We start from the raw sequence: 23,096 nt of genomic DNA, 5'->3' as shown, positions 1-23,096 counted from the left end.
AACCGCAAACCCGACCCGCCGATCCGAAAGACCCAGGCCCCTTGGAAAGCCCGTCCACCCCGGCGACACGGGACAGCCAAACACACCTGTCCGTGGCCATGAAAAAGTACCCACTGGTGGCCAAGTAGAGGTATCCGGTTTTGGCCAGGTGAAAGTATCCACCCCGTGTTCGTCGTGTCGATCAGGAACTGCGGGCCCCGATGGTGACGGTGAAGGCGCCAACCAATCGCCACCACCATCGGGGAGTTCCATTGAAGTCTGCGAAGGACCGCATGGACATCATTTCTGCCTACCAACAGCTCGGGTCGTATAGGGCCGCCGCCGAGGCGTGCGGTACCACCCACCGCACCGTCAAGAAGATCGTGGATAAGTTCGAGGCCGATCAAGCCGGCGTGCCGCCGCCACCGCGGGCCGAGCGTTCGCATAACTACGATTCGGTGGCCGATCTGGTCGCCGAACGGGTCGCGAAGTCGCACGGTCGGATATCTGCCAAGCGACTGCTCCCGAAAGTCCGAGCCGCCGGATACGCAGGATCTGATCGCAACTTCCGCCGCCTCGTTGCTGAAGCGAAAGCGTTGTGGCGCAGCACCAATCACCGCGGTCGACGACCTGCGGTGTGGGAGCCGGGTGAGTACCTGGTCATCGACTGGGCCCAAGTCGCGCCGGGATTGTTCCTGTTCTGCGCGGTGCTGGCATTCTCCCGGTGGCGCTTCGTGCGCTTCGCCACCAACGAACGCGCCTCGACCACGCTGGCGTTGATCGCCGAAGCCATGGCCGCGATCGGCGGGGTCCCGGCGCGGGTGCTGGCCGACCGGATGGCCTGTCTCAAAGGCGGCGTGGTGGCCAACGTCGTAGTCCCCACCCCGGACTATGTGCGGCTGGCCGGCCACTACGGGTTCGCCCCCGATTTCTGTCACGCCAGCGACCCGCAGTCCAAGGGCATCGTGGAGAACCTGTGCGGGTACGCCCAGGACGATCTGGCCGTGCCACTGTTGACCGAGGCCGCCGTCACCGGCACGCCGTTTACGCTGCGCGATGCCAACGCCGCGGCCGAGGTGTGGTGCGCCGAGGTCAACGCCGCGACCCATTCGGAGATCTGTGCGGTCCCCGACGAGCGACTGGTGGCCGAACGTGAACTACTGCAACCACTGCCGTCCCTGAGGCTGCAGATCGGGGCACCGTCGGTGCTACGTAAGGTCGACCGACTGTCCTGCATCAGGTACGGGTCGGCTCGCTACTCGGTGCCGATGAGGTTGATCGGGACCACGGTGGCCGTGGTCGTCGGCCACGGCGCGATCTGTCTGCTGGAACCCGCGACCGGGGTGATCGTGGCCGAGCACGAACTCGTTTCACCCGGTGGGGTGTCGATCCTCGACGACCACTACGACGGACCCCGGCCGGCGCCCAGTCGCGGGCCGCGCCCGAAGACCACGGTCGAGAAGCAGTTCTGCGATCTCGGCGCCGACGCTGAGGCGTTCCTCGTCGGCGCCGCGGCGATCGGCAACACCCGATTGGGGGCGGAACTGGAGATCTTGCTCGCTTTGGGCGCCGCCCACGGCACCGACGCTCTGGTATCTGCCCTGCACCGGGCGGTGGCGTTCCGACGATTCCGGGCCGCCGACGTGCGCTCCATCCTGGCTGCCGGCACCGGAACACCCCAGCCCCGCCCCGCCGGTGACGCGCTGATCCTGGACCTGCCGGTGGCTCCGACCCGTTCCCTGGACGCCTACAAGATCCCGCCGGTCGCCGCCGACGGTGAGGTGACCTCATGACCAAGTCCCCACCTTTGACCGACGCCGAACCCATTGCACCACCGTCAGTTCCACCACTGGCCGCCGATCTCGATGCCGGGCTGCGGCGGTTGAAGCTGGCCGCCGTGCGGCGCACCGCACCGGAGGTGTTAATCACCGCCAAGACCCAACGCTGGACCCCCGAGGAAGTCCTGCGCACCCTCATCGAAACCGAGTTGGCGGCCCGCGATGCCTCCAATATCGTCAACCGACTCAAGGCCGCAGCATTCCCCGTGCCCAAGACGTTGGAGAGCTTCGACGTGGCCGCCTCCTCGATCCAGCTCAAGGTGTTCGACTACCTGTCGAGCCTGGAATGGATTCGGGCGCAACAGAACCTGGCGATCATCGGCCCAGCCGGCACTGGAAAGTCCCACACCCTGATCGGGTTGGGGACCGCAGCGATCGAGGCCGGGCACAAGGTGCGCTACTTCACCGCGGCCGACCTCGTCGAGACCCTCTACCGCGGCCTGGCCGACAACACCGTCGGCAAGATCATCGAATCCTTGCTGCGCGTCGATCTGATCATCCTCGACGAGCTCGGCTTCGCTCCGCTCGATGACACCGGCACCCAGTTGTTGTTCCGACTGGTCGCCGGCGCCTACGAACGGCGCTCACTGGCCATCGGGTCGCACTGGCCTTTCGAACAGTGGGGCCGATTCCTGCCCGAGCAGACCACCGCGGTCAGCATCCTCGACCGACTGCTGCACCACGCGACCGTCGTCATCACCGACGGAGACTCCTACCGCATGAAAGACGCCCAACACCGGAAGGAGCAGCCCACACCAACTTAGGAACTACCGCACGGGGTGGATACTTTCATCTGGCCGCCAGCGGATACTTCAACCTGGCCATTGACAACACCCCTAGCCCAAAATCGCTATCGTTCAACAATTCTCATGATTCAGCGCCCCCGAACCCCACCGGCGCGAAAAATCGAGGCTAAGGCAGATGACCCAACTCGGGAGGCGCGCTTCAGCCATGCCAGCAGCCTGCGGCTTGACTAGAGACGCGAAGGGACACGAATCTAGGATCGGCGCGGCCCCTAGGTAGAGCTGTTAGACACAGTCGGACCCGGACGATCAAACGACGATGTTGGTCCCGCGCTTAATGAAGCTTCGTTCAGTTCCGCACCAGCACACCTCGGGGTGGCATCGCCTTGATCACCGGCGAGCTGACGGCAAGGTCGACCGCGACTGGGACGTAGATTCGCGACCGTCATCGATCCCGATCCGCGGTTGCACCTTCCGCTATTCGCCAACCGCGAGCCGGCCTCGAAGCGCGGTCGATACTCTGGCCGTGGCGAACGCGAGCTTCGGACGTGTTGGCGGTCACGACCGCCCTCCAATGTTAATCGGGATTGTCAGGTCAAGGAACTTGCCACGCTCCTCCAGGACCAGACCTTTCCCGGCCATATCAAATAAGCGCTGCAAGACGTGTGAACTTAGCGTTGCACGCTCGGGCCCCCGTTCGAGTTTTTCGCACACTCCATCGAGGTCGGTTGCTTCGTCGCCGGCATCGAGAATAGCGGCGTCAACCGAATCGAGCGTTAGTTCTACCGCGCTATCCATTCGCCCGTCGTACACCGCGCATGATCCACCATCGACCTTGTCCCGCATAAGAAAAGCGGTACCTGACCGGTCGGCCCGCTGCCACTCGCGAACTGTGGAAATTAGATCTGCACGAGGCTTTATGCCTTCGCCATCTATATCAGAGAAGTCACCATTAAAGTAATACGCGAGATCGTCGAGTGATTCAGCGTCGACGGCTGGGTACATGATCCGGTACTCATCCCAGGGCTTCACAACGCCGAGATGCTGCCCGCCCTCTCGCAAGAGCGGACTATTCCTCAGCAACATCACCTGAGTGGCTGTGCGAGGTGCAGAAAGATGAAATACATGGCGCATGAGTGACTTCATACCTACATACCAGGTCGGATCCTCGCCAGGGAAGCCATGCAGGATGTTGTAATAGGGCAAAATACCAAAAATTCGGCACCAGCGCAGAAATTGTATGTTCTGTATAGCCGATGTGCCTTTCCGCATGTGTGTAAGTAATGGAGTCGATAAGGACTCAATGCCAGGTTGTAAGACGACGTTACCAAGTTGACTGAACGCTCTCAGCTCTTCTTTTGGAATATCCACCCGGACCTCGAAGAAAAAACTTCGTCGTCGCATCTTTAGCGACTCAGCCAGTTGCGGCACGGTTACGCGAATGTGATTTTTAGGAAGCGCAGTATCAGCACATACTAGATAATCGGCATCCAATCGCTCGGCTAAGCCCACAATCTCAGGGACTGCGACGTGTGGCGTCTTCGCCTTCATCTTGAAGTCGTCCGCGATACCGCAGAACGTGCACTTCGATCGTGCCACCCAGTAGCATCCTCGCGAAATCTCGAATGGTATTTGGACATCCTCCCCTGCGAACCGAGTTTGGCTCCGAATCTTGAAGAATCTCTCGTAACCATCGCCAGTTAGCACGGGAATGCCGGGTGTTGTTGTTCTCTCACCCCGCCGGCGGACAGGCTCAGGTTTGACCTGTTCAAAACGCTGAGAATCGCGCCTTTCGGACCAGATTACTTGGTCACTCAGCGGCATGGCCGAGCCCTGTGTCGCTAGCGCACGACATATCTCTCCGAGCGGAAGCTCCCCATCCCCTACGACCACAGCATCGAGGTTGCGAAACGAGCGAATTAGGCCGCGCGCCATGGAGTCAGTGACACCGGCACCGCCAAGAATAATCAACCCGCTGTATCCGTGCAGCCGCAACATTCTTGCAAGCGAAAGACATGCGGACGTCTGATTGAAGAAGGTGCCGAGTCCGATGACATCGTATCCGCCGCTAATAAGCTGTCCCGCTAAGGTACTTAGGAAGCTTGGAATTATTGTTCCGACAACATGACCAACATCTTGAATATTGCCGGAAAGCCATTCGACCAGCTGATCAAGATTGTCTCCGACAGCCCTGTCCTTATTGTCAGCTACAAGACGATCAATGGTCCTGTCTAATGCATCCTGTGAGGCCTTGGCGACTGACTGGTCCGAATACGCATGTGTCGCGAAAATGCCATCGCAGAGCCAGAACAAGCAAGGGTTATCCCAGAAGTGTCGCTTCAGTACGCTCGTCGAAAAGGCTTCCGGTAGCTGTTCGTAAAAGTCGAGGTTCGCGTAGTATACCGACACGTCGGCAAGACATTCGTTCGTTAAATGGGTTTCGAGTACGTGGAGACCCAACGATGGCGTTATAGCACTCCCCCAGGGCATTTGCACTAGGCAGACTCGTGGCACTTCTTGGCTGTTCTGACTCAAGCGATTGCCTCTCGAAGGCGAGTGCGTAAATGCGTGTAAAAGCGACTGAGGTCGTGGCAGTAATAAGATGGGTTGTCGAAACCGCGTGAGACGGAGTAACGGTGTTCCAATAACCCACCACCACAGATATCCGCAACTGAGCAGCATTGACAGGCAGCGCTTGTGGGAAGCGTTCCGCCGGTTGATTGCTGCTGACTGTAGTTACTCAAGCTTGCGAGCGCAATGCCAACACGAGGCGAAATGCCTTCAAGTCGTTCGTATTCACATATGCCATATGAATCGCCTGATTCCACAGTTCCGTCCGGTGCGAACGAAATTATGTCCGCGGCTGCGTTACCGATTCCTGCAAGGGACGACGGTTTTCCAAAGGCTGAAGCGATAGCTGCTTCGAAATTGTGGACGCGAAGGTCGGTGTGCGAATCGAACCATGCGTCAAAAAACGAAATCAGAAAGTCGGCGTAAGCACCCTGCTTATAGCCAGCGTCAGTTTTCTCATAGTTATGCGCGGGGAAGATGAAGCCAAGCATGGCGATATTTAACCGATCGATGTATCTGAATGTTTCGATACCGGAAGCCAACGGCGACAACACCATAAGCCCACTGACAGTCAAGCCAACACTGCAACAATCTGCTATTCGTTGTTCAATTGTGTCCAAGCTACCGTTTCCATCCCGTCGCGGTCGCCGCGAATCGTGAATTGAAGCGGGGCCGTCGATGCTAATGCATACTCCTACATGAGCGTCGCGCAGATATTCGATCCATGGCCTTGTCAATAAAGTGCCATTCGTCTGCACACTCAGAGTCGCGGATAGGTCATGGCGGGCAGCAATCAGGCGCACGGTGTCCACATACTGGGAAAATCGATCAAGCCCCACAAGGAGAGGTTCTCCGCCTTGAAAGACTAGATTGAACCTGTCCGCGAACAACGTTCGAGCGTGATCTGCGACCGCTTCTATACAGTTCGCAAATACACTCAACTTCGTCGATCGCATTGCGCGGAAGTTCTTATGGTCATATTCAGTCTGATAGCAGTAGCTGCAGACAAGGTTGCAAGCTCCGATTATCTTGAAAATAACCTGGGGAACCGGCGGGACATGATCGCTCACGATCAGCCGAGAATGCGCTTATTCGGTATCGAGGAGGTCGCTAAGCGCTGACAAAGGGTCGGGGTTCACCCTCAGACGATCGTTATAGGCAGTGATGGTGGGCGCGCTCTGGTTGTACCCCCAGCCAGCGACAACATAACCATCGTCGTCCATCGCCACAAGGATCTTCTTTCGCCACTCTGCTGCGAGTTCGCGTCGCCTAGAGTCTGTCAAAGGATGGCTTTGTGATTCGCCCTGACTGCTCATCGGACAATCCCCCATCGATCGGTGATTCGTCGAGTATGGCATTCATGCTGTCGCTTCGACAGGTTTTCGGGCGGTCGCTGGCGTAAGGGTGTGGGACGGCCCCAATCTACGACTCTAAATGCACAGGTACGGCGGGGTGCCGCTGCGATCGCTCAGAAGACATCCATCACAATCCGGGGGCGGCCACTGTCGCGGCCAGCGAAGTTCCGGCCATATCCGCCGCAGCACCGGCCTCGACCCGGTCGCAATCGTGTCCCGACTTGCTGATCGAGCAGCATGCCGACCAGTAGCCCGAACGGGTTGGACTCCAGTAGCGCGTCGGCTGGGGGATCCTGCGTCAACGCGAGCCTCACAGTCATGCCAGCAGCCTAGGGCGACGACCATACGCGTCCACACCAAGTGGAGAGGGACCATCGGCCCTATTGAATGCCGAGGCCTGGGCGCAGTGTTGATGCCGAGTCATTCACGTCATTCGGGACTCATCTCTTCGCGTCCAATCCCAGAGGAGCCGTCATGGCCGAGATCACCGAGAACAAGACCGCGGCAGAACGCGCGTCAGACCTGACGGAACGGGCTGCAGGCCTGTCCGACCAAGTGCTCAAGTCGGTCGAATCCGGACAACGGACCGCAATCGATGCCGTGCGGAAGTTCGTCAACACTGTCGACGAGTCGATGACCGCGCAAGGCGACGACCATCCCTCGCGACGCAATACCGTGGTCGACGCCGCCCTGGATATGGCGGACAAGCTGGTCAAGACACAGTACGAGTTCATACGAAGCGTCGTCAGCAGCGCGAGCGAGACGTTGAAGAAACAGGGCGACGCAAAGCCAGGTGCTGATGGGTCGGACTGATTGCCCCCTTGGGGGTTTCTCGGTGGGTGGTGTGAGGCCGGCTCCGGTGAGAGTTTCAGATCGGCTCGAACGCCAGTACGCGAGTACGCGTGACAGAGCGCGTAATGCGCGCACCCAGAGGAGGAAGCCACGATGAGTCAGCAGACCGCCGTCACCTCAGTCGAATCTCTCGACCTCACCCGCTACAGGGGCTTGTGGTACGAGATCGGAAGGCTCCCACTGAAATGGGAGGCCGCTGAGGCGTCCGACATCACCGCCGAATACACGCCCGACAACGACGGCAGCGTGCGTGTCGACAACCGCTGCATCGATGAGGACGGCAAACCGTCGCAGTCGATCGGCCGGGCAACACTGGTGAACGGCGAGGCGGGACGACTGGAGGTTTCGTTCCTTCCGGAGTTCCTGCGGTGGATCCCGTTCACCCGGGGAGACTACTGGGTTCTGAAGATCGACGACGCCTACACGGTTGCCCTTGTCGGTACACCTGACCAGAAGAACCTGTGGCTTCTGGCCCGCGAACCTCGCATCGACCCCGCCACGGCGGCGGCTTACCTCGCCGAAGCGACCCGGCAGGGGTTCGATCTCGGAAAATGGATCACACCGAAGCAGTCGGGGCGGCGCGTCACAGACGATCAACTCGGGGGTTGACCCGCGAGACGCCGAGGTCGTCACACCTCATTGTTCTTGTAGCCCTTGTACTACCGAGACGCAGCGCCCACCAATTCACGGGATCGAGTCAGGGGAGGTAGTCGACCGCGAAGGTGACGTCGACGGCGTAGTGCAAGTCGCCAGAACTCGCGGGGACGTCCATCGTGAAACTGCTGTTCGCCACTTTCTCCGACGGGCCGTCGGGCAGATTGAGCCGCTTTCCCTTGTTGATGGCACTTCCGGCGGTGTCGTCGCCCCAGGGCCCGTCATCTTCACGCGCCCATGAGTGCACCCAGATACTGGTTCGCCCAGCGGCGACCGTCAGCGGCTGGTTCTCGATGTAGGCGTAGCCCAGGGAGTAGGGGCGGCCGGTTTCGCCCCAGTCGTCGAGGTCGGGCTCGGGGAGTGTGAACAACTGCAGGGACTGCCCCGGCCGGGTGTCGTCTCCGGCCGACACGTCGAACCAGAACTCCGCTTCTCCCGTTGTCGCCCAATCGCCGTCGTTGAAAACGACCATCTTCGGGAACTGAACGGTCATCTTGCGCTTGAGCGTGTCCTGCTCGACCTCGAGCACCTCCCAGTTACCGCCCGCATCGACGACCATCGCGGTGAAAAAGTAGTGATGTCCGGGCACCAGCGGCTTGAGCTCGACATCATGACTGACAGCGGGGCCGAGCGGCGCCGGAATCACCGCGTCGGGATCCACGAGTTGCGGTATGCCGGTGCTGTCGGGGACGGCCCGGAACCGGCTGGCGGCGGCGAGGAAGAGCATCGTCGGCTTGAACGTCTTGATCCCGTGGCTCAGCCTTGTGCCGCCGCCGGAGCCGCTGTGGTCGGCAATCAGCTTCCTCACCGTCGGCTTCTTCAACACCGCGGCGACGATGACCTTCGTGCCCAGGGGATCGGTCGACACGGGTGAGTTCAGCGGGAAGAAGAGGCCTGCGCTGTAAATCTGGCCTGGAGTGAGGGTGATCGAGTACTTACCGGAGTAGTCCGCTTCGTCCCCGAGCCCGGTCAGGGTGTGGACGTTGACCTTCGCCCAGCCGCTCCCCGGCTGCATCTCCCACAGCTCCTCCTCCGGCTCCTTTTTGTACTTCACCGTGGTGGTGCCCGTGGTCTCCGGCGGAGAGATGGTGTTGTCGACGACGATCGGATTGGGATGGGCCGTGATAGTGCTCATGAGGGTGCTCCTGCCGTGACTTTCGTGCCTGAGAGCTGATCGAACGCTCTTGGCTGCCTCACGATCACGATTACGAGCGCACTCGGCTCAGCTCGAACGCTACGCCCGTCTCGGGTCGTCAGGGCCGGGCTTCGAAGATCAGGTTGAACGGTGTCTGTGTCGCCCTCCGGAATCGGGTGAACCCGCCGTCATCGACCATCACTTTCGTCAATCGCCGTTCCCCCGCCTGGGCGCCCAAGGCCGGTCCCTGACGCGCGAGCGACACCGGAACGCAGATCAGCGATGACGCACCGTAGAACAGTCGGCCGACCGGATTCAGGTTGTCCGCGACGCTGTCGCCGGCGAACGGTTCGACGAGCAGGCAGTGTCCGTCGGGTTTGAGGGCCTGCCTGGCGTGCCGCGCCGCGCCGGACGGGTCAGCCATATCGTGCAGGCAGTCGAAGAACGCGATGAGGTCGTAGTCGTCGCTGCGGTAGGACGTGGCATCGGCGAGTTCGAAGCTCGCGTTGTCGACTCCCGCCTGTGCCGCGCGGTCACGCGCGGTGTCGATCGACGCGCCGTGATAGTCGATGCCGACGAACTGCGAACTCGGAAAGGCTTGCGCCATGAGGATTGTGCTCGCGCCGTGACCACAACCCACGTCGGCGGCCTTGCCGCCGGCGGCGAGCTTGTCGGTGACGCCGTCGAGCGCGGGCAACCAGGATGTGATCAGATTCGCGTTGTAGCCCGCCCTGAAGAATCGCTCGGTCCCGTAGAACAGGCACCGATGGTGCTCGCCCCATTCCATACCGTTGCCGTTGCGGAAGTTCTCCACCGCACGGTCACGCACATAGAACAGGTCTTGGACGATCTGGTAGGCACCCGCCAGATCGACCGGACCCGCCGGATCGGCGAGGCAGAGTTCCTGCTCCGCGTTCAGGTGATAGGTGTCGTCGGCTTCGTCGTATTCGACGTAGCCGCCCGCAGCCTGATTCGCGAGCCACTCTCGGATGTACCGAGGGTTCGTACCGGTGTTCTGGGCCAGTTCCTCCGCCGACAGACGGCGCCCGGCGAGCGCGGTGTACAAGCCGAGCTCGTCGCCGATCAACATCAGCACCGCGCTCACCGACGCCCCGAGATCCCCGATCGCCTTGCCGAGAAATGCATTGAGTCTGTCTTCGGTGGAGGTCATCGCCGGCTCCTCTGTTCACCCCTCTCAACGCTAGACCGATCGGCGTCCGTTCGGGGCGATCTCGGCGGCCGGAGAGGACGCGTGCGAATTCACCACCCTCGCGCACGATGGTTGGTACATCGGGGCGAAGCGCACACGGACGGGGCGACGAGCCCAGCGGTCAGCGGCCGAACAGCGGATTGCGCTTCGGCTTCGGCGCGTCGGCTCGGTCAGAGCAGGTGCACCACTGCGACACAGGCACTGTCTGCCGGACGTCGGCGACGTGTTGGCCGCAGCCGTCCCAGGTTGTCTTGCCGCATCGGCCACACATGACGGGATAGCACATGGCGGATCTCCTCTCCAGTTCGAATTTCTATGCTGTGGCGGCTTTTCGCGCGGCGATCGTGGCCCGCACGGATTCCATGTCGAGCTCCTTCACACGCGTGATGAGGTCCTCGAGCGCTGCGGGAGGCATCGCCCCGGGCCGGCTGTACACCAGGACTCCGTCGCGGAACGCCATCACGGTCGGGATCGACCGGATCTCCAGAGCCGTTGCCAGATCGAGTTCCTTCTCGGTGTCGACCTTGGCGTGCACGATGTCGGGATGCGCGGCCGAGGAGCGTTCGTAGACCGGCGCGAAGGCCCGGCACGGTCCGCACCACGACGCCCAGAAATCCACGAGGACGATTTGGTTGTCGACGATCGTGGACTCGAAATCATCGAAGCTCACGTTCCTTGTGCTCATTGCATGTTCCTCCGATTCCGTTGAGTGGTGTGTGTCAACGCCGCGGATTTCCGGCGTCACCATTAACAACGCGATATACCCCCACGGGTATTCCAGCGAACGGCGGCCGTGTCAACAGGCCGGCCCTCGCAGCGCTCAGCTGGACTCGGCCGGATGTCCTGCGCGAATCCACCCCGTGGTGCCCCCGGCGACCGATGCGGCTCTGCGGCCGGACTCCTCGAGGATCTCCGCTCCTCGCTTACTGCGGTTTCCGGACGCGCAGATGACATAGACCGTCGTATCCGCGGGCACTTCGGCCACCCGAGCGGCCAACTCGCCGAGGGGTATCCATTGCGCGCCGGGCACATGCGCCTGCGAAAACTCCTGGGCCTCACGTACGTCGAGAACGGGCGCGCCGGATTCCCGGGCGCGCGCCAACGTGGCGATGTCGACTTCCTGAACGGATGCCATGGCGACTCCCCTGGTCGAAGAACGGATCGGACGAACGCCCGAGGAGTTCCGAGCTTACCACCTATACCCATGGGGGTATATTGGATCGCGTGCCGGAAAGCTGACCGACGATCACGATCGCCGTGTCTGCGACCGGGCGACTCGGGAGGTACACCATGCACGCGACGCACAAGGCAACCCATCGCCATCGTCCCGTCGAGCTGGGGTTGCGGCAGAACGCCGCTCAATTCACCCTGCTGGTGACGGTCAACGCCCTGGTCGGGGGGATGTTGGGCCAGGAACGCACGGTGTTGCCGCTGTTGGGCGAGCGCGAGTTCGGTGTGCAGGCCTACTCCGCCGGTTTGTCCTTCATCCTGGCATTCGGCCTGGCAAAGGCCGCCACGAACTACATCGCGGGCACGTTGTCCGACCGGTTCGGGCGCAAGCCGGTCCTGGTCATCGGATGGCTGGTCGCGGTTCCGGTACCGCTGCTGTTGATGTGGGCCCCGTCGTGGGCGTGGGTGGTGGTCGCAAACGTGCTGCTCGGGGTCAGTCAGGGGCTGACGTGGTCGACCACGGTGGTGATGAAGATCGACTTGGTGGGACCTGCTCGTCGTGGCTTCGCGATGGGCCTCAACGAGGCCGCCGGCTACGGCGCGGTGGCGCTGACCGCCCTGGCCACCGGCTACCTGGGCGAGGTCTACGGACTGCGTCCGGCCCCGTTCTTCCTGGGAATCGCCTTCGCCTCACTGGGCTTGGGCCTGTCGAGCGTATTCGTCCGGGAGACCCGTGGGCATGCCCGACTGGAGGCTGCCACCCATGTCGCGCGCGCCGACGGTCGCCACGACCACCTGCACGAGCGGCTGAGCAACCGGGAAGTGTTCGTTCAGACCAGCTTTCGGGAACCTGCGCTGTCGTCGGCCAGCCAGGCCGGACTGGTGAACAATCTCAACGACGGCCTGGCGTGGGGACTCTTCCCGATCCTGTTCGCCGGCGCTGGACTGTCGGTGGGGCGCATCGGGGTGCTGGCAGCGCTGTATCCCGCCGTCTGGGGGGTGGGACAGCTCTTCACCGGGGCGCTGTCGGACCGCTGGGGGCGCAAATGGATGATCGCGGCCGGAATGTGGCTGCAGGCGATCGCGTTGGCGACATTCGCCTGGAGTGCTCATTTCACGATCTGGGCGATGGCCGCGCTGCTGCTCGGAGTCGGCACGGCCATGGTCTACCCCACCCTGCTGGCCGCGATCGGCGACGTCGCCCACCCGGCCTGGCGTGCCCGCGCGGTCGGCACCTACCGGTTGTGGCGCGACGGCGGTTTCGCGGTCGGCGCACTCGTGACCGGTCTGGTGGCCGACCTCCTCGGCATCCGCGCCGCCATCTGGACAGTGGCCGCGCTGACCGCCGCGTCGGGAATGATCGTCGCGCTGCGCATGTACGAGACGCATCACCGCCCCGCACGGTAACCGATCCCACTATGCAGAGATCGCGGGATACGGACTCCTGCAAACCCCCGCAGTACCAAGGAACTCACGAGGATTTCGCCCCACGCTGACGCCGGTCGAATGAGCAGTTTCGTCGCGCCCGCAGGTTTAAGGTGAGCCCACCAGCACGCGAGGAGCACGAATCGATGTCCGGCCAGCTCGCGATCGCCCTGACCGCCGCGCTGATCGTCGTCGCGGTCGCCGCGGTGGTGCTGGCCGTGCGCACCCGGCGGGTGGTGGCCACCCCGACGGAGCGGGCCGTGCACACCGCACTGCACACCGCGTCTCTGGCCGCCCGGGCTCTGCGGCAGGGCCTGACCGCGTCCTCGGCGGGCACGGCGGCTCCGTTCCTGCGTGGCCTGACCGGAACCGACGGACTCGCGCTGTTCGACGGCGACGGGCGCCTGCTCGCCCGCGATCCGGACGACGACGCCGTCTGGGACGCCGACGTGATCGCCGCGTGCGACGGTGCCGCGCGGGAATCGCTGTCGGGTGAGCGGCGGGTGATGACGCCCGCCGCGACGACGGCCGTGGTCGCCCAGCCGCTGCTGACCGACGCCGGCGACCGGCTGGGCGTGCTGGTCGTGGTGACGACGCACTCCCCCGGTCCCGGCATGCTGGGCGCCGTCGGCGAGGTGGCCCGCTACGCGGCGAGCCAGATCGAACTGGCCGAACTCGACGCGTCGCGCGCTCGGCTCGACCGCGCCGAGGTGCTGGCGCTGCGCGCGCAGATCAGCCCGCACTTCATCTACAACGCGCTGAACACCATCGCCTCGTTCGTGCGCACGGACCCCGACCGCGCACGGGAACTCATCCTCGAGTTCGCCGACTTCACCCGCTACTCCTTCCGCGCGGCAGGCCCGTACACCACGCTGGCCGAGGAGCTGCGCAACATCGACCGCTACCTCACCCTGGAGCGCGCCCGGTTCGGCACCGCATTGACGGTGACGCTGCAGGTGGCGCCCGAGGTGCTCACCGTCGTCGTGCCGTTCCTGGCTCTACAACCGTTGGTGGAGAACGCCGTTCGGCACGGCTTCGCCGGCCGCGGCAGCGGCTCGATCGAACTGGTCGCCCGCGACGAGGGCTCCGACTGCGTCATCACCGTCGAGGACGACGGGGTCGGGATGGATCCCGACGCGTTGCGCTCCGGCCCGGGCGACGCGCTGTCCGACGGCGCGGACAGCGCCTCGGCCCACGTCGGCTTGACGAATGTCGACCATCGCCTGCGAGCGGCCTTCGGCAACGATTACGGTCTGGTGGTCGAGACAGCGATCGGGGCGGGCACCAAGGTGATCATGCGGGTGCCGAAGTTCCGGTCGGGTGTGCGGGCCGACGGAGGGGCGTTCGGAGTGGGCAAGCAATGACCAAGCCGCTCACCGTGCTGGCCGTCGACGACGAGGTGCCCGCGCTCGACGAGCTGGCCTACCTGCTCGGCCGGCATCCCGGCATCGGCGAGGTGTTCCGGGCCGGTGACGCCACCTCGGCGCTGCGCGAACTCAACCACCGCCGCATCGACGCCGTCTTTCTCGACATCAACATGCCGGGTCTGTCGGGCATCGAACTCGCCGGGGTGCTGGCACATTACGCACAACGCCCGGCCATCGTGTTCGTCACCGCGCACGACGACAAGGCCGTCGCCGCGTTCGACGTCGGCGCGGTGGACTATCTGCTCAAGCCGATCCGCGAGGACCGCCTCGACGAGGCGGTGCGCCGGGTCACCTCGGCCCGGCCCGCAGAGGAGGCGGCACCCGAGCGGGACGACGCCGAATCCGACGTCGTCCCGGCCGAACTCGGCGGGATCACGCACCTGGTGCCCCGGGCGAGCATCGGCTGGGTGGAGGCCGAGGGCGACTACGCCCGGCTGCACTCCGCGTCCGGGGCCCATCTGGTCCGGATACCGCTCAGCACACTGGAGAGTCGTTGGCGCGACCACGGTTTCCAGCGGGTGCATCGCTCCTATCTGGTCGCGCTGCGCTTCGTGACCGGGCTGCGCACCGTGGACGGCGCCGTGCTCGTCCGGATGCGGGCCAACGGGGCCTCGCCCGGAATCGAGCTGCCGGTCAGCCGCCGTCAGGCCCGGGAACTGCGCGACCGCGTGGTGCGTACGCCGATGCGCAGCCTGCGACCCGGAGGCGCCGATGAGTGAACGGCCGCAACGGCAACGGGTGGTGCTCGCGCATCGCCGGGGCGCCCGGATGGTGCGCACCCGCGTCGAGGTACAGGAGCAGACGCAGGTGGGTGACGCCCTGGTGCGCGGGCTGGTGCGGGCACAGCTGGGGCTGGCGCTGCGCCTCGGCGCGGTGGTGGTGTGCCTGGTCGGGGCTATCCCGGTGCTCAACGCGCTGTTCCCCGGGCTGGGTGCGGTGACCGTGTTCGGCGTCCGGCTGAACTGGCTGGTGCTGGCCGGATTGGTGTATCCGCTGCTCTACGGCATCGGGTGGGCGTACGTGCGCCTCGCCGAGCAGGGCGAGCGCGACTTCGTCGGCGTCGTCGACTCCGAACCGTGACCGGCTCACCGCTGACCGCCGCCGCGCTGCTGGCCGCGGCGCTGGCCACCATCGCGATCGGCGCGTACGGGGTGCGCTTCTCCCGCACCACCTCCGATTTCCTCGTCGCGTCGCGCACAGTCGGATCACAGTGGAACGCCGCGGCCATCTCCGGTGAATATCTCTCGGCCGCTTCGTTTCTCGGGGTGGCCGGGCTGATCGCCAAATACGGCGCCGACGCTTTGTGGTATCCGGTCGGCTTCACCGCAGGCTATCTCGGGCTGCTGCTGTTCGTCGCCGCGCCGCTGCGCCGCTCGGGGGCCTACACCGTTCCCGACTTCGCGGAGTTCCGGCTCGGCTCGGCGCGGTTGCGCAAGATCGCGATGCTCGTCGTCGTCGTGATCTGCATCTTCTATCTGGTACCGCAGTACCAGGGCGCCGGCCTGACACTGAAGACCCTGCTCGGCACCCCGGTGTGGCTGGGGCCGCTGGCCGTCGGCGCGATCGTGCTGACCAACGTGGTCGCCGGCGGCATGCGCTCGATCACGTTCGTGCAGGCCTTCCAGTACTGGCTCAAGCTGACCGCGGTCGCCATCCCCGCGCTCGCGCTCGCGGGGCTGTTCTTCACCGACCGCGGCGGCGAACTCGGCGGGCCGCTGCCGCCGACCGTGCAGCAGACCACCACCGTCGCGATCGACACCGACGTCGTGGTCCAGGTCGCCGAACCCGGCGGCATCACGGTCACCGGCACGCTGGACAGGCGGTCGGTTGTTGGCGACCCCATCGGCGCCGCCGGCCCCCACAGGCTGAGCGCGGGAAGCACGCTGACGCTCGCCGCCGGCGCGGCCACGCCGGTGGTGGCCGGCGCGCCGAGCACCGGCGCGGACTGGATCGCCTCGGGCGGTGGCCTCGGCGGGGACCATCCGCTGTATCAGGTCGTGTCGATCATGGTCGCGACGTTCCTCGGCACGATGGGTCTGCCCCATGTGCTGGTGCGCTTCTACACCAACCCCGATGGCCGGGCGGCCCGGCGCACGGCGTTGGCGGTGATCGCGCTGCTGTCGCTGTTCTATCTGTTCCCCACGCTGCTCGGGGTGTTCTCGCGGCTGTACGTGCCGCAGTTGCTCATCACCGGCGCCGCCGACGCGGCCGTGCTGCTGGCGCCGGGGTCGGCCATCGGCGGGCCGGCCGGACAACTGCTCGCCGCGCTGGTGGCCGCGGGTGCGATCGCGGCGTTCCTCGCCACGTCGTCGGGTCTCTTGGTCAGCTTCGCCGGTGCCCTGGCCACCGACGTGCTGGCGGGCCGGGTGCGCGACTTTCGGATCGCCGCGGTGATCGGCGGCGTCATCCCGATTCCGTTGGCACTGGCGGCCTCCGGGGGTTTGGAGCTTTCCCGCAGTGTGGGCCTGGCCTTCGCCGTCGCGGCGTCGACGCTGTGCCCGCTGCTGGTGCTCGGCATCTGGTGGCGCGGTCTCACCGCGGCCGGCGCCGCGTGCGGGCTCGCGATCGGAGGGCTGCTGTCGGGGGTGGCGGTGACGGTCGCGGTGGCCGGCGGCGTCGACGACGACCTCGCCGGGGGGTGGCCCGCCGTGCTGATCGGGTACCCGGCGGCGGTCAGTGTGCCGCTCGCGTTCGCGACCATGATCGTGGTCAGCCGCCTCACCCGCGCGACGGTGCCCGCCGATGTGGCGCAGACGTTCGCGCGGATGCATCTTCCCGAGAATCTGGGCATGGTGATCGAACGCGTACCGAAGGGTTAGCCGCTCGTCGTCGTCGACCAACCGCTCACCGCACAGCCGCCCGAGCTCGTCGTCTGGACCCCATTGAGCCTGTTTTTGTGACCTGCATCTCAACTACCGTCCTGGGCACAGCCGGTTCACAGCAGTCAGGAGCAGACCACCGTGTCCGAAACCGACCTTCCGATACGTCCGGAAGCCAACCCTGAGCTCATCTCTGGGGAACGCTATCTGGAAGTCCAGGCCAGCCCCGAGTTCCAGGAATTGCGAAGCAGGCTGCGCCGCTTCGTGTTTCCGATGACGGCCTTCTTCCTCATCTGGTACGCCACCTACGTCGTCCTGGGCGCCTTCGCCCACGACTTCATGGCCACCAGGGTCTGGGGAGCCATCAACGTGGGCCTGATCATCGGGCTGGGCCAGTTCCTGACCACGTTCCTGATCACCGGGCTGTACGTCCGGTTCGCCAACCGCGAGATCGACCCGCGCGCCAGTGCGATCCGCGCCGAGCTCGAGAGTGAGATCAAATGACAACCCTCCTCGCGCAGACCGAGACGATCGGCAACCCGGTCGCCAACATCGGCATCTTCAGCCTGTTCGTCGTCATCACGATGATCGTGGTGATCCGGGCGAGCAAGAAGAACGCCACCGCCGACGAGTTCTTCACCGGCGGGCGCGGCTTCTCCGGTCCGCAGAACGGCATCGCGATCGCCGGCGACTACCTGTCGGCCGCCAGCTTCCTCGGCATCGCCGGGGCCATCGCGGTATACGGCTACGACGGCTTCCTCTACTCGATCGGTTTCCTGGTCGCCTGGTTGGTCGCGCTGCTTCTGGTAGCCGAACTACTGCGCAACACCGGCAAATTCACGATGGCCGACGTGCTGAGCTTCCGGCTCAAGCAGCGGCCGGTGCGGATGGCGGCGGCAACGAGCACGCTGACGGTTTCGCTGTTCTACCTGCTGGCCCAGATGGCGGGCGCGGGTGGTCTGGTCGCGCTGCTGCTCGACATCAAGAGCCGCAGCGGCCAGTCGGTCGTCATCGCGGTGGTCGGCGTCCTGATGATCGTCTACGTCCTGGTCGGCGGCATGAAGGGCACCACCTGGGTGCAGATCATCAAGGCCGTCCTGCTGATCTTCGGCGCCGGCGTGATGACGGTGATGGTGCTCGCCAAATTCGGGCTGAACTTCTCCGAGATCCTCGGCTCGGCGCAGTCGGCGATCAGCGGCGCCACCACCGAGGGGGTGGCCAAGCGCGACGTCCTCGCCCCGGGCGCGCAGTACGGCGGATCGCTCACCTCGCAGATCAACTTCATCTCGCTGGCGCTGGCGCTCGTGCTCGGCACCGCGGGCCTGCCGCACGTGCTGATGCGCTTCTACACCGTGCCGACGGCCAAAGAGGCACGACGGAGCGTGGTCTGGGCGATCGCACTGATCGGTGCCTTCTACCTGTTCACGCTGGTGCTGGGTTACGGCGCGGCCGCTCTGGTCGGCCCGGACCGCATCCTCAGCGCCGCAGGCGGAGTCAATTCTGCGGCACCCCTGCTGGCCTTCGAACTCGGCGGCGTGATCCTGCTCGGCGTCATCTCCGCGGTGGCGTTCGCGACGATCCTCGCGGTGGTCGCCGGTCTGACGATCACCGCGTCGGCATCGTTCGCGCACGACATCTACGCCAGCGTCCTGAAGTCGCACAAGGTGACCGAGGACGAGCAGGTCCGGGTGTCCCGGATCACCGCGGTGGTGCTCGGCGTGTTCGCGATCGGGCTCGGCATCCTGGCCAACGGTCAGAACGTCGCGTTCCTGGTGGCGCTGGCGTTCGCGGTCGCCGCGGCCGCGAATCTGCCGACGATCATCTACTCGCTGTACTGGAAGCGGTTCAACACCCGCGGCGCGCTGTGGAGCATGTACGGCGGCCTGATCTCGACCATCGTGCTGATCGTCTTCTCCCCGGCGGTGTCGGGCGCGAAGACCTCGATGATCCCGGGCGCCGACTTCGCGTGGTTCCCGCTGGCCAATCCGGGCATCGTGTCGATCCCGCTGGCGTTCATCCTCGGCATCGTCGGGACACTGACGTCGCCCGATGACGAGGACCCGAAGGTCGCCGCCGAGATGGAGGTGCGGTCGCTCACGGGGATCGGCGCCGAGAAGGCCGTCGCGCACTGACCCCACCCCCGCCGAACGTGCATTCCGGCAGGCAAAACGCGAGTAGCGGGCTGCCGGAATGCGCATTCGGCGGAATACTGCCCGGCATGTCCCGGCTGACACCAAGCGTGCACCGTTATTCGATGGCCCTGCTCGCCTACGCGTTCGCCGCGATCATGGTGGGCACCACGCTGCCCACCCCGATGTACGCGCTGTTCGCCGAGGACCTGCACTTCCAGGTGCTGACGACGACGGTGATCTTCGCCGCCTACGCCGGCGGCGTGCTGGCCGCGCTGCTGGCTTTCGGCCGGTGGTCCGACGTGGTGGGCCGGCGGCCGGTGCTGCTGGCCGGCATCGCGTTCGCGGCGGCCAGTGCGGTCGTGTTCGTGCTGGCCGACTCGGTGACCGAGCTGCTGATCGGCCGCGTGCTGTCGGGGTTGTCGGCGGGACTGTTCACCGGCACCGCCACCGCCGCGGTCATCGAGGCGGCGCCGCCGGCCTGGCGGTCGCGCGCCGCGGCCGTGGCGTCGGTGGTGAACATCGGCGGGCTCGGGCTCGGTCCGGTACTGGCCGGCGTGCTGGTGCAGTACGCGCCGCGCCCGCTCGATCTGAGTTTCGTGGTCCACCTCGTGTTGTGCGCGGCGGCCGCGGTCGCGGTGCTCTGTTCGCCCGAGACGTCGCCGCGCGAGGGCAGGCTCGGTGTGCAGCGGCTGGCGGTGCCGCCCGAAGCCCGGTCGGTGTTCGTGGTGGCCGCCCTGGCTGCCTTCGCCGGTTTCGCCGTCACCGGGCTGTTCGCCGCCGTCGCGCCGTCGTTCGTCGCCGACGTGGTCGGCATCGGCAACCATGCGGTGGCCGGCGTCATCGCGGGGTCGGTCTTCCTCACCTCGGCGGTCGCGCAGGTGGCCGCACGCACGATGGATCCCGGCCGCGCCGTCGCGGTGGGCTGCGCGATCCTGATCGTCGGCATGGCGATTCTCGCCCTCGCACTGCACTTCTCGTCGCTGCCGGGGCTGATCGCGGCGGCCGTCGTCGCGGGCGTCGGGCAGGGCATCAGCTTCAGCCGCGGCCTGGCCGCGGTGTCCGACCGCACGCCGGCCGAGCGGCGGGCCGAGGTCAGTTCCACGTACTTCGTGATCGCCTACGTGGCGATCGCCGTCCCGGTGGTCGGGGAGGGACTGGCCGCGCAGGCGTGGGGACTTCGCACCTCGGGCGTGGTGTTCGCGGTGTCGGTCGCCGTGCTCGCCGCGGGCTGTCTGGTCGCGATCCTGATGCGGGAGCGTGCCCGGCCGGCCCGGGTCTGAGGTATCAGCCGCTCTTGCGGCGGAATTCGCGCCGGTTCTCGAGCGGACCGTGGGCGCGCGGTTGCTTGGCACCGCCGTCGCGGTGGGCTGCGCCGCCCGCCGCCTGCGCCTTCTTGCGCTCCAATGCTTCGCGGAACTTGCGCTTGTTCTCGTCTTCGGGAGCTCCGGACGACTCTGCCGACTCCTTGGCTGCCATGGACGTAGCGTAGCCCGCTCAGCGACGACCCGGCGGCATCCCGTACAGGTGCGCGATCGGCAGCGTCATCAGCACCCGGCGGTCGTCGACCATAGCCCGGCGGTAGTCGTCCCAGTCCGGGTGCTCGCCGGCGATGTTCCGGTACAGCGCCACGAGCCCCTCTACCGTCTCGTCGCTCGGGTTCGCAGCCGGCGGTGTCAGCACCGCGTCGCCTTCGGCCACGGCGTAGGCCCAGCCGTCGTCGGAGCTGACGTGGACCGCGGCGCGCGGATCACGGCGCAGGTTGCGGGTCTTGGCCCGGGGTTCGGTGATCGACACCGAGATCGTCAGCGCCCGCGGGTCGAAGTGATAGGACACGTTCGACAGCTGCGGGCGCCCGTCGCGCTTGAGGGTGGCCAGCACGCCCAGCGAGTTCCCGGCGATCAGCGCCAGCAGCTTGTCGTCGAACACGTCGCGGGTCATCACCCGAGCCTACGTCGGTCTCTCGCAGTGGGATGATCGAACAGGTGGCCCCATCAACACTTCCCCGTGGTGCGCGGTGACGCGGTATGCCGCGTTCCTGCGCGGCGTCAACGTGGGTGGAGTCACGCTGAAGATGCCCGCCGTCGCGCAGGCACTCGAGGCGGCCGGGTTCACCGACGTGAAGACGCTGCTGGCGAGCGGCAATGTGCTGCTGACCAGCAGAGCCGGCGCGAACACCGTCCGCACGAAGGCCGAGAAGGCGTTACGTGCCGAATTCGGTTACGAGGCTTGGGTTCTGGTTTACGACGTCGATGCGCTGGCCGACATCTCCGCCGGCTATCCGTTCGAGCGTGAGGTGGCCGGCCACCATTCCTACGTCACGTTCGTCAGCGACGACGACGTCCTGCGCGAACTGGCCGCCCTGGGCGAGGAGCCCCGCCCAGACGAGTTGATCGCCGTCGGCGCCGGAGTGCTCTACTGGCAGGTCCCGCGGACGAGCACGCTCGACAGCGCGATCGGCAAGACGATGGGCAAGAAGCGTTACAAGTCGTCGACCACCACCCGCAATCTGCGCACGATCGACAGGGTCCTGCGTGGCTGACGCAGAGAGGAACGGATGAACCAGACACCCAAACACACCGCCGACCTGACCGGGGTGTCGGAGACCGCGTTGATGACGCTGGTGGTGCGGGCCGGCGAGGCGCGCAGGCCCGACGCGATCATCGACGACCCGATGGCGATCCACCTGGTGGACTCGATCGACTTCGACTTCGCCAAGTTCGGCTTCACCCGCAGGCAGGATATGGCGTTGCGCGCCAAGCTGTTCGACAAGCACACCCGGCGCTACCTGCTCGACCACCCGAAGGCGACGGTGGTCGCGCTCGCCGAGGGGCTGCAGACGAGCTTCTACCGACTCGACGCGGCCGATGTCGGCCACGACTTCCGCTGGCTCAGCGTGGACCTGCCGCCGATGATCCACCTGCGCCGCAGACTGCTGCCCGCCTCCGACCGGATCGAGCTGTGCGCCCAGTCCGCGCTGGACTTCAGCTGGATGGACCGGGTGGACCCGCAGCACGGCGTGTTCATCACCGCCGAGGGGCTGCTGATGTACCTGCAGCCCGACGAGGCGATGGCGTTGATGAAAGCCTGCGCCGCCCGCTTCCCCGGCGGCCAGATGATGTTCGACCTGGCGCCGTCGGGGTTCGCCGCGCTGGCCCGGCGCGGAATGCGCACCTCGCTGCGCTACCGGGTGCCGCCGATGCCGTTCTCGCTGACGGTCGCGGAGGCGGCCGACCTGGTCAACAGGGTCCCCGGGGTGCGCGCGGTGCACGACCTGCCCACCGAGCCGGCCCGCGGCCGGGTCCTCAACGCCCTGATGTGGACCTGGCAGCGCATCCCGCTGCTGGACCCGCTGCGGCCGCTGACCATCCTGCTGGAATTCGGCTGACCCGCCCGGCTCAGCCGAACGCGGCCTCGACGTACCGCATCGCCTGCCCCTTACCCACTCCGAGCGACTTGGCCGTCGACACATACGTGTGCGCGGCGGTCGCCATCGCGGAGTCGGCCGGATCGGAGCGCGCGACGAAGGTGCCGAACCGGCCCCGCGTCTCCAGAATCCCCGCTGCTTCCAGTTCCCGGTATGCGCGCGCCACGGTGTTCACTGCCAGATTGATCTGACCAGCCAGTTCGCGGACCGTGGGCAGCCGGGTGCCCGGGGTCAGTTGCCCGTCCCGGATACCGGCGATGATCTGCGTTCTGAGCTGGTCGAACAGCGGCCTGGCAGCGTGCGGATCGACGCGCACCCAATCCCCCAACTCGGCCACGTGCCCAGTATCACCCACAGCCGCT

Annotated in this window: 23 protein-coding genes and 1 pseudogene; 14 read left to right on the top strand and 10 right to left on the bottom strand. The window is 65.5% G+C overall.

Going from position 1 to position 23,096, the window contains the following annotated elements; translation table 11 throughout:
• Positions 1–251: 251 nt before the first annotated feature.
• Positions 252–1,772 carry an IS21 family transposase gene (istA, locus tag G6N45_RS11470; protein ID WP_163722400.1) on the top strand — a complete coding sequence of 507 codons (1,521 nt, stop codon included), beginning with the start codon at positions 252–254 and terminating at the stop codon, positions 1,770–1,772.
• Entirely contained in the window at positions 1,769–2,581 is an 813-nt protein-coding gene (gene istB, locus G6N45_RS11465; RefSeq protein ID WP_163722397.1) for an IS21-like element helper ATPase IstB, read from the top strand. The genes istA and istB overlap by 4 nt, the downstream gene beginning before the upstream one ends.
• Before the next feature lie 537 nt (positions 2,582–3,118).
• On the opposite strand, the gene G6N45_RS11460 is transcribed toward istB, so the two are convergent.
• From G6N45_RS11460 to G6N45_RS27880, 3 genes and pseudogenes are all read right to left on the bottom strand, one after another.
• Positions 3,119–5,056 (bottom strand): RiPP maturation radical SAM C-methyltransferase, encoded by a 1,938-nt coding sequence (locus G6N45_RS11460; protein WP_281353882.1) that lies wholly within the window; start codon positions 5,054–5,056, stop codon positions 3,119–3,121.
• Positions 5,057–5,091: 35 nt separating this feature from the next.
• Positions 5,092–6,201, bottom strand: coding sequence for a radical SAM protein (locus G6N45_RS11455; RefSeq protein ID WP_163722393.1), 1,110 nt, complete (start codon positions 6,199–6,201; stop codon positions 5,092–5,094).
• Positions 6,202–6,704: 503 nt separating this feature from the next.
• Positions 6,705–6,806, bottom strand: a pseudogene (locus tag G6N45_RS27880) (HhH-GPD-type base excision DNA repair protein); the annotation flags it as partial.
• A gap of 154 nt (positions 6,807–6,960) precedes the next feature.
• On the opposite strand from G6N45_RS27880, the gene G6N45_RS11445 reads away from it, so the two are divergent.
• Entirely contained in the window at positions 6,961–7,299 is a 339-nt protein-coding gene (locus G6N45_RS11445) for a hypothetical protein (RefSeq protein ID WP_163722391.1), read from the top strand.
• A 132-nt stretch (positions 7,300–7,431) separates the two neighbouring features.
• Positions 7,432–7,947, top strand: a complete 516-nt coding sequence (locus G6N45_RS11440; protein ID WP_163722389.1) for a lipocalin family protein — start codon at positions 7,432–7,434, stop codon at positions 7,945–7,947.
• Between the two features lie 88 nt (positions 7,948–8,035).
• On the opposite strand, the gene G6N45_RS11435 is transcribed toward G6N45_RS11440, so the two are convergent.
• The 4 genes from G6N45_RS11435 to G6N45_RS11420 form a co-directional block, all read right to left on the bottom strand.
• Entirely contained in the window at positions 8,036–9,127 is a 1,092-nt protein-coding gene (locus G6N45_RS11435; protein WP_163722386.1) for a hypothetical protein, read from the bottom strand.
• Between the two features lie 118 nt (positions 9,128–9,245).
• Positions 9,246–10,298 (bottom strand): class I SAM-dependent methyltransferase, encoded by a 1,053-nt coding sequence (locus G6N45_RS11430; RefSeq protein WP_163722384.1) that lies wholly within the window; start codon positions 10,296–10,298, stop codon positions 9,246–9,248.
• A gap of 352 nt (positions 10,299–10,650) precedes the next feature.
• Entirely contained in the window at positions 10,651–11,022 is a 372-nt protein-coding gene (trxA, locus tag G6N45_RS11425) for a thioredoxin (RefSeq protein ID WP_163722382.1), read from the bottom strand.
• Positions 11,023–11,157: 135 nt separating this feature from the next.
• Positions 11,158–11,472, bottom strand: coding sequence for a rhodanese-like domain-containing protein (locus G6N45_RS11420; RefSeq protein ID WP_163722381.1), 315 nt, complete (start codon positions 11,470–11,472; stop codon positions 11,158–11,160).
• A 155-nt stretch (positions 11,473–11,627) separates the two neighbouring features.
• Between G6N45_RS11420 and G6N45_RS11415 the strand changes: the two genes are divergently transcribed.
• The 8 genes from G6N45_RS11415 (at position 11,628) to G6N45_RS11380 (ending at position 20,590) form a co-directional block, all read left to right on the top strand.
• The gene (locus tag G6N45_RS11415) at positions 11,628–12,914 is read left to right on the top strand and encodes an MFS transporter (protein WP_163722379.1); all 1,287 of its coding nucleotides are present in this window, start codon (positions 11,628–11,630) and stop codon (positions 12,912–12,914) included.
• Between the two features lie 164 nt (positions 12,915–13,078).
• Positions 13,079–14,296, top strand: coding sequence for a sensor histidine kinase (locus G6N45_RS11410; protein WP_163722376.1), 1,218 nt, complete (start codon positions 13,079–13,081; stop codon positions 14,294–14,296).
• The gene (locus G6N45_RS11405; protein WP_163722375.1) at positions 14,293–15,078 is read left to right on the top strand and encodes a LytR/AlgR family response regulator transcription factor; all 786 of its coding nucleotides are present in this window, start codon (positions 14,293–14,295) and stop codon (positions 15,076–15,078) included. Before G6N45_RS11410 ends, G6N45_RS11405 begins: the two co-directional genes overlap by 4 nt.
• Positions 15,071–15,439 (top strand): DUF485 domain-containing protein, encoded by a 369-nt coding sequence (locus tag G6N45_RS11400; RefSeq protein WP_057148273.1) that lies wholly within the window; start codon positions 15,071–15,073, stop codon positions 15,437–15,439. Before G6N45_RS11405 ends, G6N45_RS11400 begins: the two co-directional genes overlap by 8 nt.
• Positions 15,436–17,178 (top strand): sodium/solute symporter, encoded by a 1,743-nt coding sequence (locus tag G6N45_RS11395; protein ID WP_163722373.1) that lies wholly within the window; start codon positions 15,436–15,438, stop codon positions 17,176–17,178. Before G6N45_RS11400 ends, G6N45_RS11395 begins: the two co-directional genes overlap by 4 nt.
• A 141-nt stretch (positions 17,179–17,319) precedes the next feature.
• Positions 17,320–17,682, top strand: coding sequence for a DUF485 domain-containing protein (locus G6N45_RS11390; RefSeq protein ID WP_163722371.1), 363 nt, complete (start codon positions 17,320–17,322; stop codon positions 17,680–17,682).
• The gene (locus G6N45_RS11385; RefSeq protein ID WP_163722369.1) at positions 17,679–19,310 is read left to right on the top strand and encodes a monocarboxylic acid transporter; all 1,632 of its coding nucleotides are present in this window, start codon (positions 17,679–17,681) and stop codon (positions 19,308–19,310) included. The genes G6N45_RS11390 and G6N45_RS11385 overlap by 4 nt, the downstream gene beginning before the upstream one ends.
• Before the next feature lie 86 nt (positions 19,311–19,396).
• Positions 19,397–20,590, top strand: a complete 1,194-nt coding sequence (locus tag G6N45_RS11380) for an MFS transporter (protein ID WP_163722367.1) — start codon at positions 19,397–19,399, stop codon at positions 20,588–20,590.
• Between the two features lie 4 nt (positions 20,591–20,594).
• Here G6N45_RS11380 and G6N45_RS11375 read toward each other — a convergent pair whose 3' ends face one another.
• Positions 20,595–20,786, bottom strand: coding sequence for a DUF5302 domain-containing protein (locus G6N45_RS11375; RefSeq protein ID WP_057148269.1), 192 nt, complete (start codon positions 20,784–20,786; stop codon positions 20,595–20,597).
• Positions 20,787–20,804: 18 nt separating this feature from the next.
• The gene (locus G6N45_RS11370; RefSeq protein ID WP_163722365.1) at positions 20,805–21,248 is read right to left on the bottom strand and encodes a PPOX class F420-dependent oxidoreductase; all 444 of its coding nucleotides are present in this window, start codon (positions 21,246–21,248) and stop codon (positions 20,805–20,807) included.
• 76 nt (positions 21,249–21,324) lie between these two features.
• On the opposite strand from G6N45_RS11370, the gene G6N45_RS11365 reads away from it, so the two are divergent.
• Positions 21,325–21,849 carry a DUF1697 domain-containing protein gene (locus tag G6N45_RS11365; protein WP_163722363.1) on the top strand — a complete coding sequence of 175 codons (525 nt, stop codon included), beginning with the start codon at positions 21,325–21,327 and terminating at the stop codon, positions 21,847–21,849.
• 15 nt (positions 21,850–21,864) lie between these two features.
• On the top strand, positions 21,865–22,695 hold the full coding sequence (locus tag G6N45_RS11360; protein WP_163722360.1) for a class I SAM-dependent methyltransferase: 831 nt from the start codon (positions 21,865–21,867) through the stop codon (positions 22,693–22,695).
• Between the two features lie 10 nt (positions 22,696–22,705).
• Here G6N45_RS11360 and G6N45_RS11355 read toward each other — a convergent pair whose 3' ends face one another.
• Positions 22,706–23,071, bottom strand: a complete 366-nt coding sequence (locus G6N45_RS11355; RefSeq protein WP_163722358.1) for an Rv1152 family transcriptional regulator — start codon at positions 23,069–23,071, stop codon at positions 22,706–22,708.
• Positions 23,072–23,096 lie beyond the last annotated feature (25 nt).

The sequence above is a fragment of the Mycolicibacterium psychrotolerans genome, from assembly GCF_010729305.1.
In the GTDB taxonomy this organism is placed as follows: Bacteria; Actinomycetota; Actinomycetes; order Mycobacteriales; family Mycobacteriaceae; genus Mycobacterium; species Mycobacterium psychrotolerans.
Note: the sequence above shows the minus strand (reverse complement) of the source record. Positions and strands in the feature narration are given on the sequence as shown.

Coding starts and splice junctions, on each gene's coding strand:
- G6N45_RS11370 (WP_163722365.1), bottom strand. CDS start 21,248: ATGACCCGCGACGTGTTCGACGACAAGCTGCTGGCGCTGATCGCCGGG.
- G6N45_RS11400 (WP_057148273.1), top strand. CDS start 15,071: ATGAGTGAACGGCCGCAACGGCAACGGGTGGTGCTCGCGCATCGCCGG.
- G6N45_RS11420 (WP_163722381.1), bottom strand. CDS start 11,472: ATGGCATCCGTTCAGGAAGTCGACATCGCCACGTTGGCGCGCGCCCGG.
- G6N45_RS11435 (WP_163722386.1), bottom strand. CDS start 9,127: ATGAGCACTATCACGGCCCATCCCAATCCGATCGTCGTCGACAACACC.
- G6N45_RS11410 (WP_163722376.1), top strand. CDS start 13,079: ATGTCCGGCCAGCTCGCGATCGCCCTGACCGCCGCGCTGATCGTCGTC.
- G6N45_RS11380 (WP_163722367.1), top strand. CDS start 19,397: ATGTCCCGGCTGACACCAAGCGTGCACCGTTATTCGATGGCCCTGCTC.
- G6N45_RS11415 (WP_163722379.1), top strand. CDS start 11,628: ATGCACGCGACGCACAAGGCAACCCATCGCCATCGTCCCGTCGAGCTG.
- G6N45_RS11440 (WP_163722389.1), top strand. CDS start 7,432: ATGAGTCAGCAGACCGCCGTCACCTCAGTCGAATCTCTCGACCTCACC.
- G6N45_RS11445 (WP_163722391.1), top strand. CDS start 6,961: ATGGCCGAGATCACCGAGAACAAGACCGCGGCAGAACGCGCGTCAGAC.
- G6N45_RS11405 (WP_163722375.1), top strand. CDS start 14,293: ATGACCAAGCCGCTCACCGTGCTGGCCGTCGACGACGAGGTGCCCGCG.
- trxA (WP_163722382.1), bottom strand. CDS start 11,022: ATGAGCACAAGGAACGTGAGCTTCGATGATTTCGAGTCCACGATCGTC.
- G6N45_RS11385 (WP_163722369.1), top strand. CDS start 17,679: ATGACAACCCTCCTCGCGCAGACCGAGACGATCGGCAACCCGGTCGCC.
- G6N45_RS11360 (WP_163722360.1), top strand. CDS start 21,865: ATGAACCAGACACCCAAACACACCGCCGACCTGACCGGGGTGTCGGAG.
- istB (WP_163722397.1), top strand. CDS start 1,769: ATGACCAAGTCCCCACCTTTGACCGACGCCGAACCCATTGCACCACCG.
- G6N45_RS11375 (WP_057148269.1), bottom strand. CDS start 20,786: ATGGCAGCCAAGGAGTCGGCAGAGTCGTCCGGAGCTCCCGAAGACGAG.
- G6N45_RS11430 (WP_163722384.1), bottom strand. CDS start 10,298: ATGACCTCCACCGAAGACAGACTCAATGCATTTCTCGGCAAGGCGATC.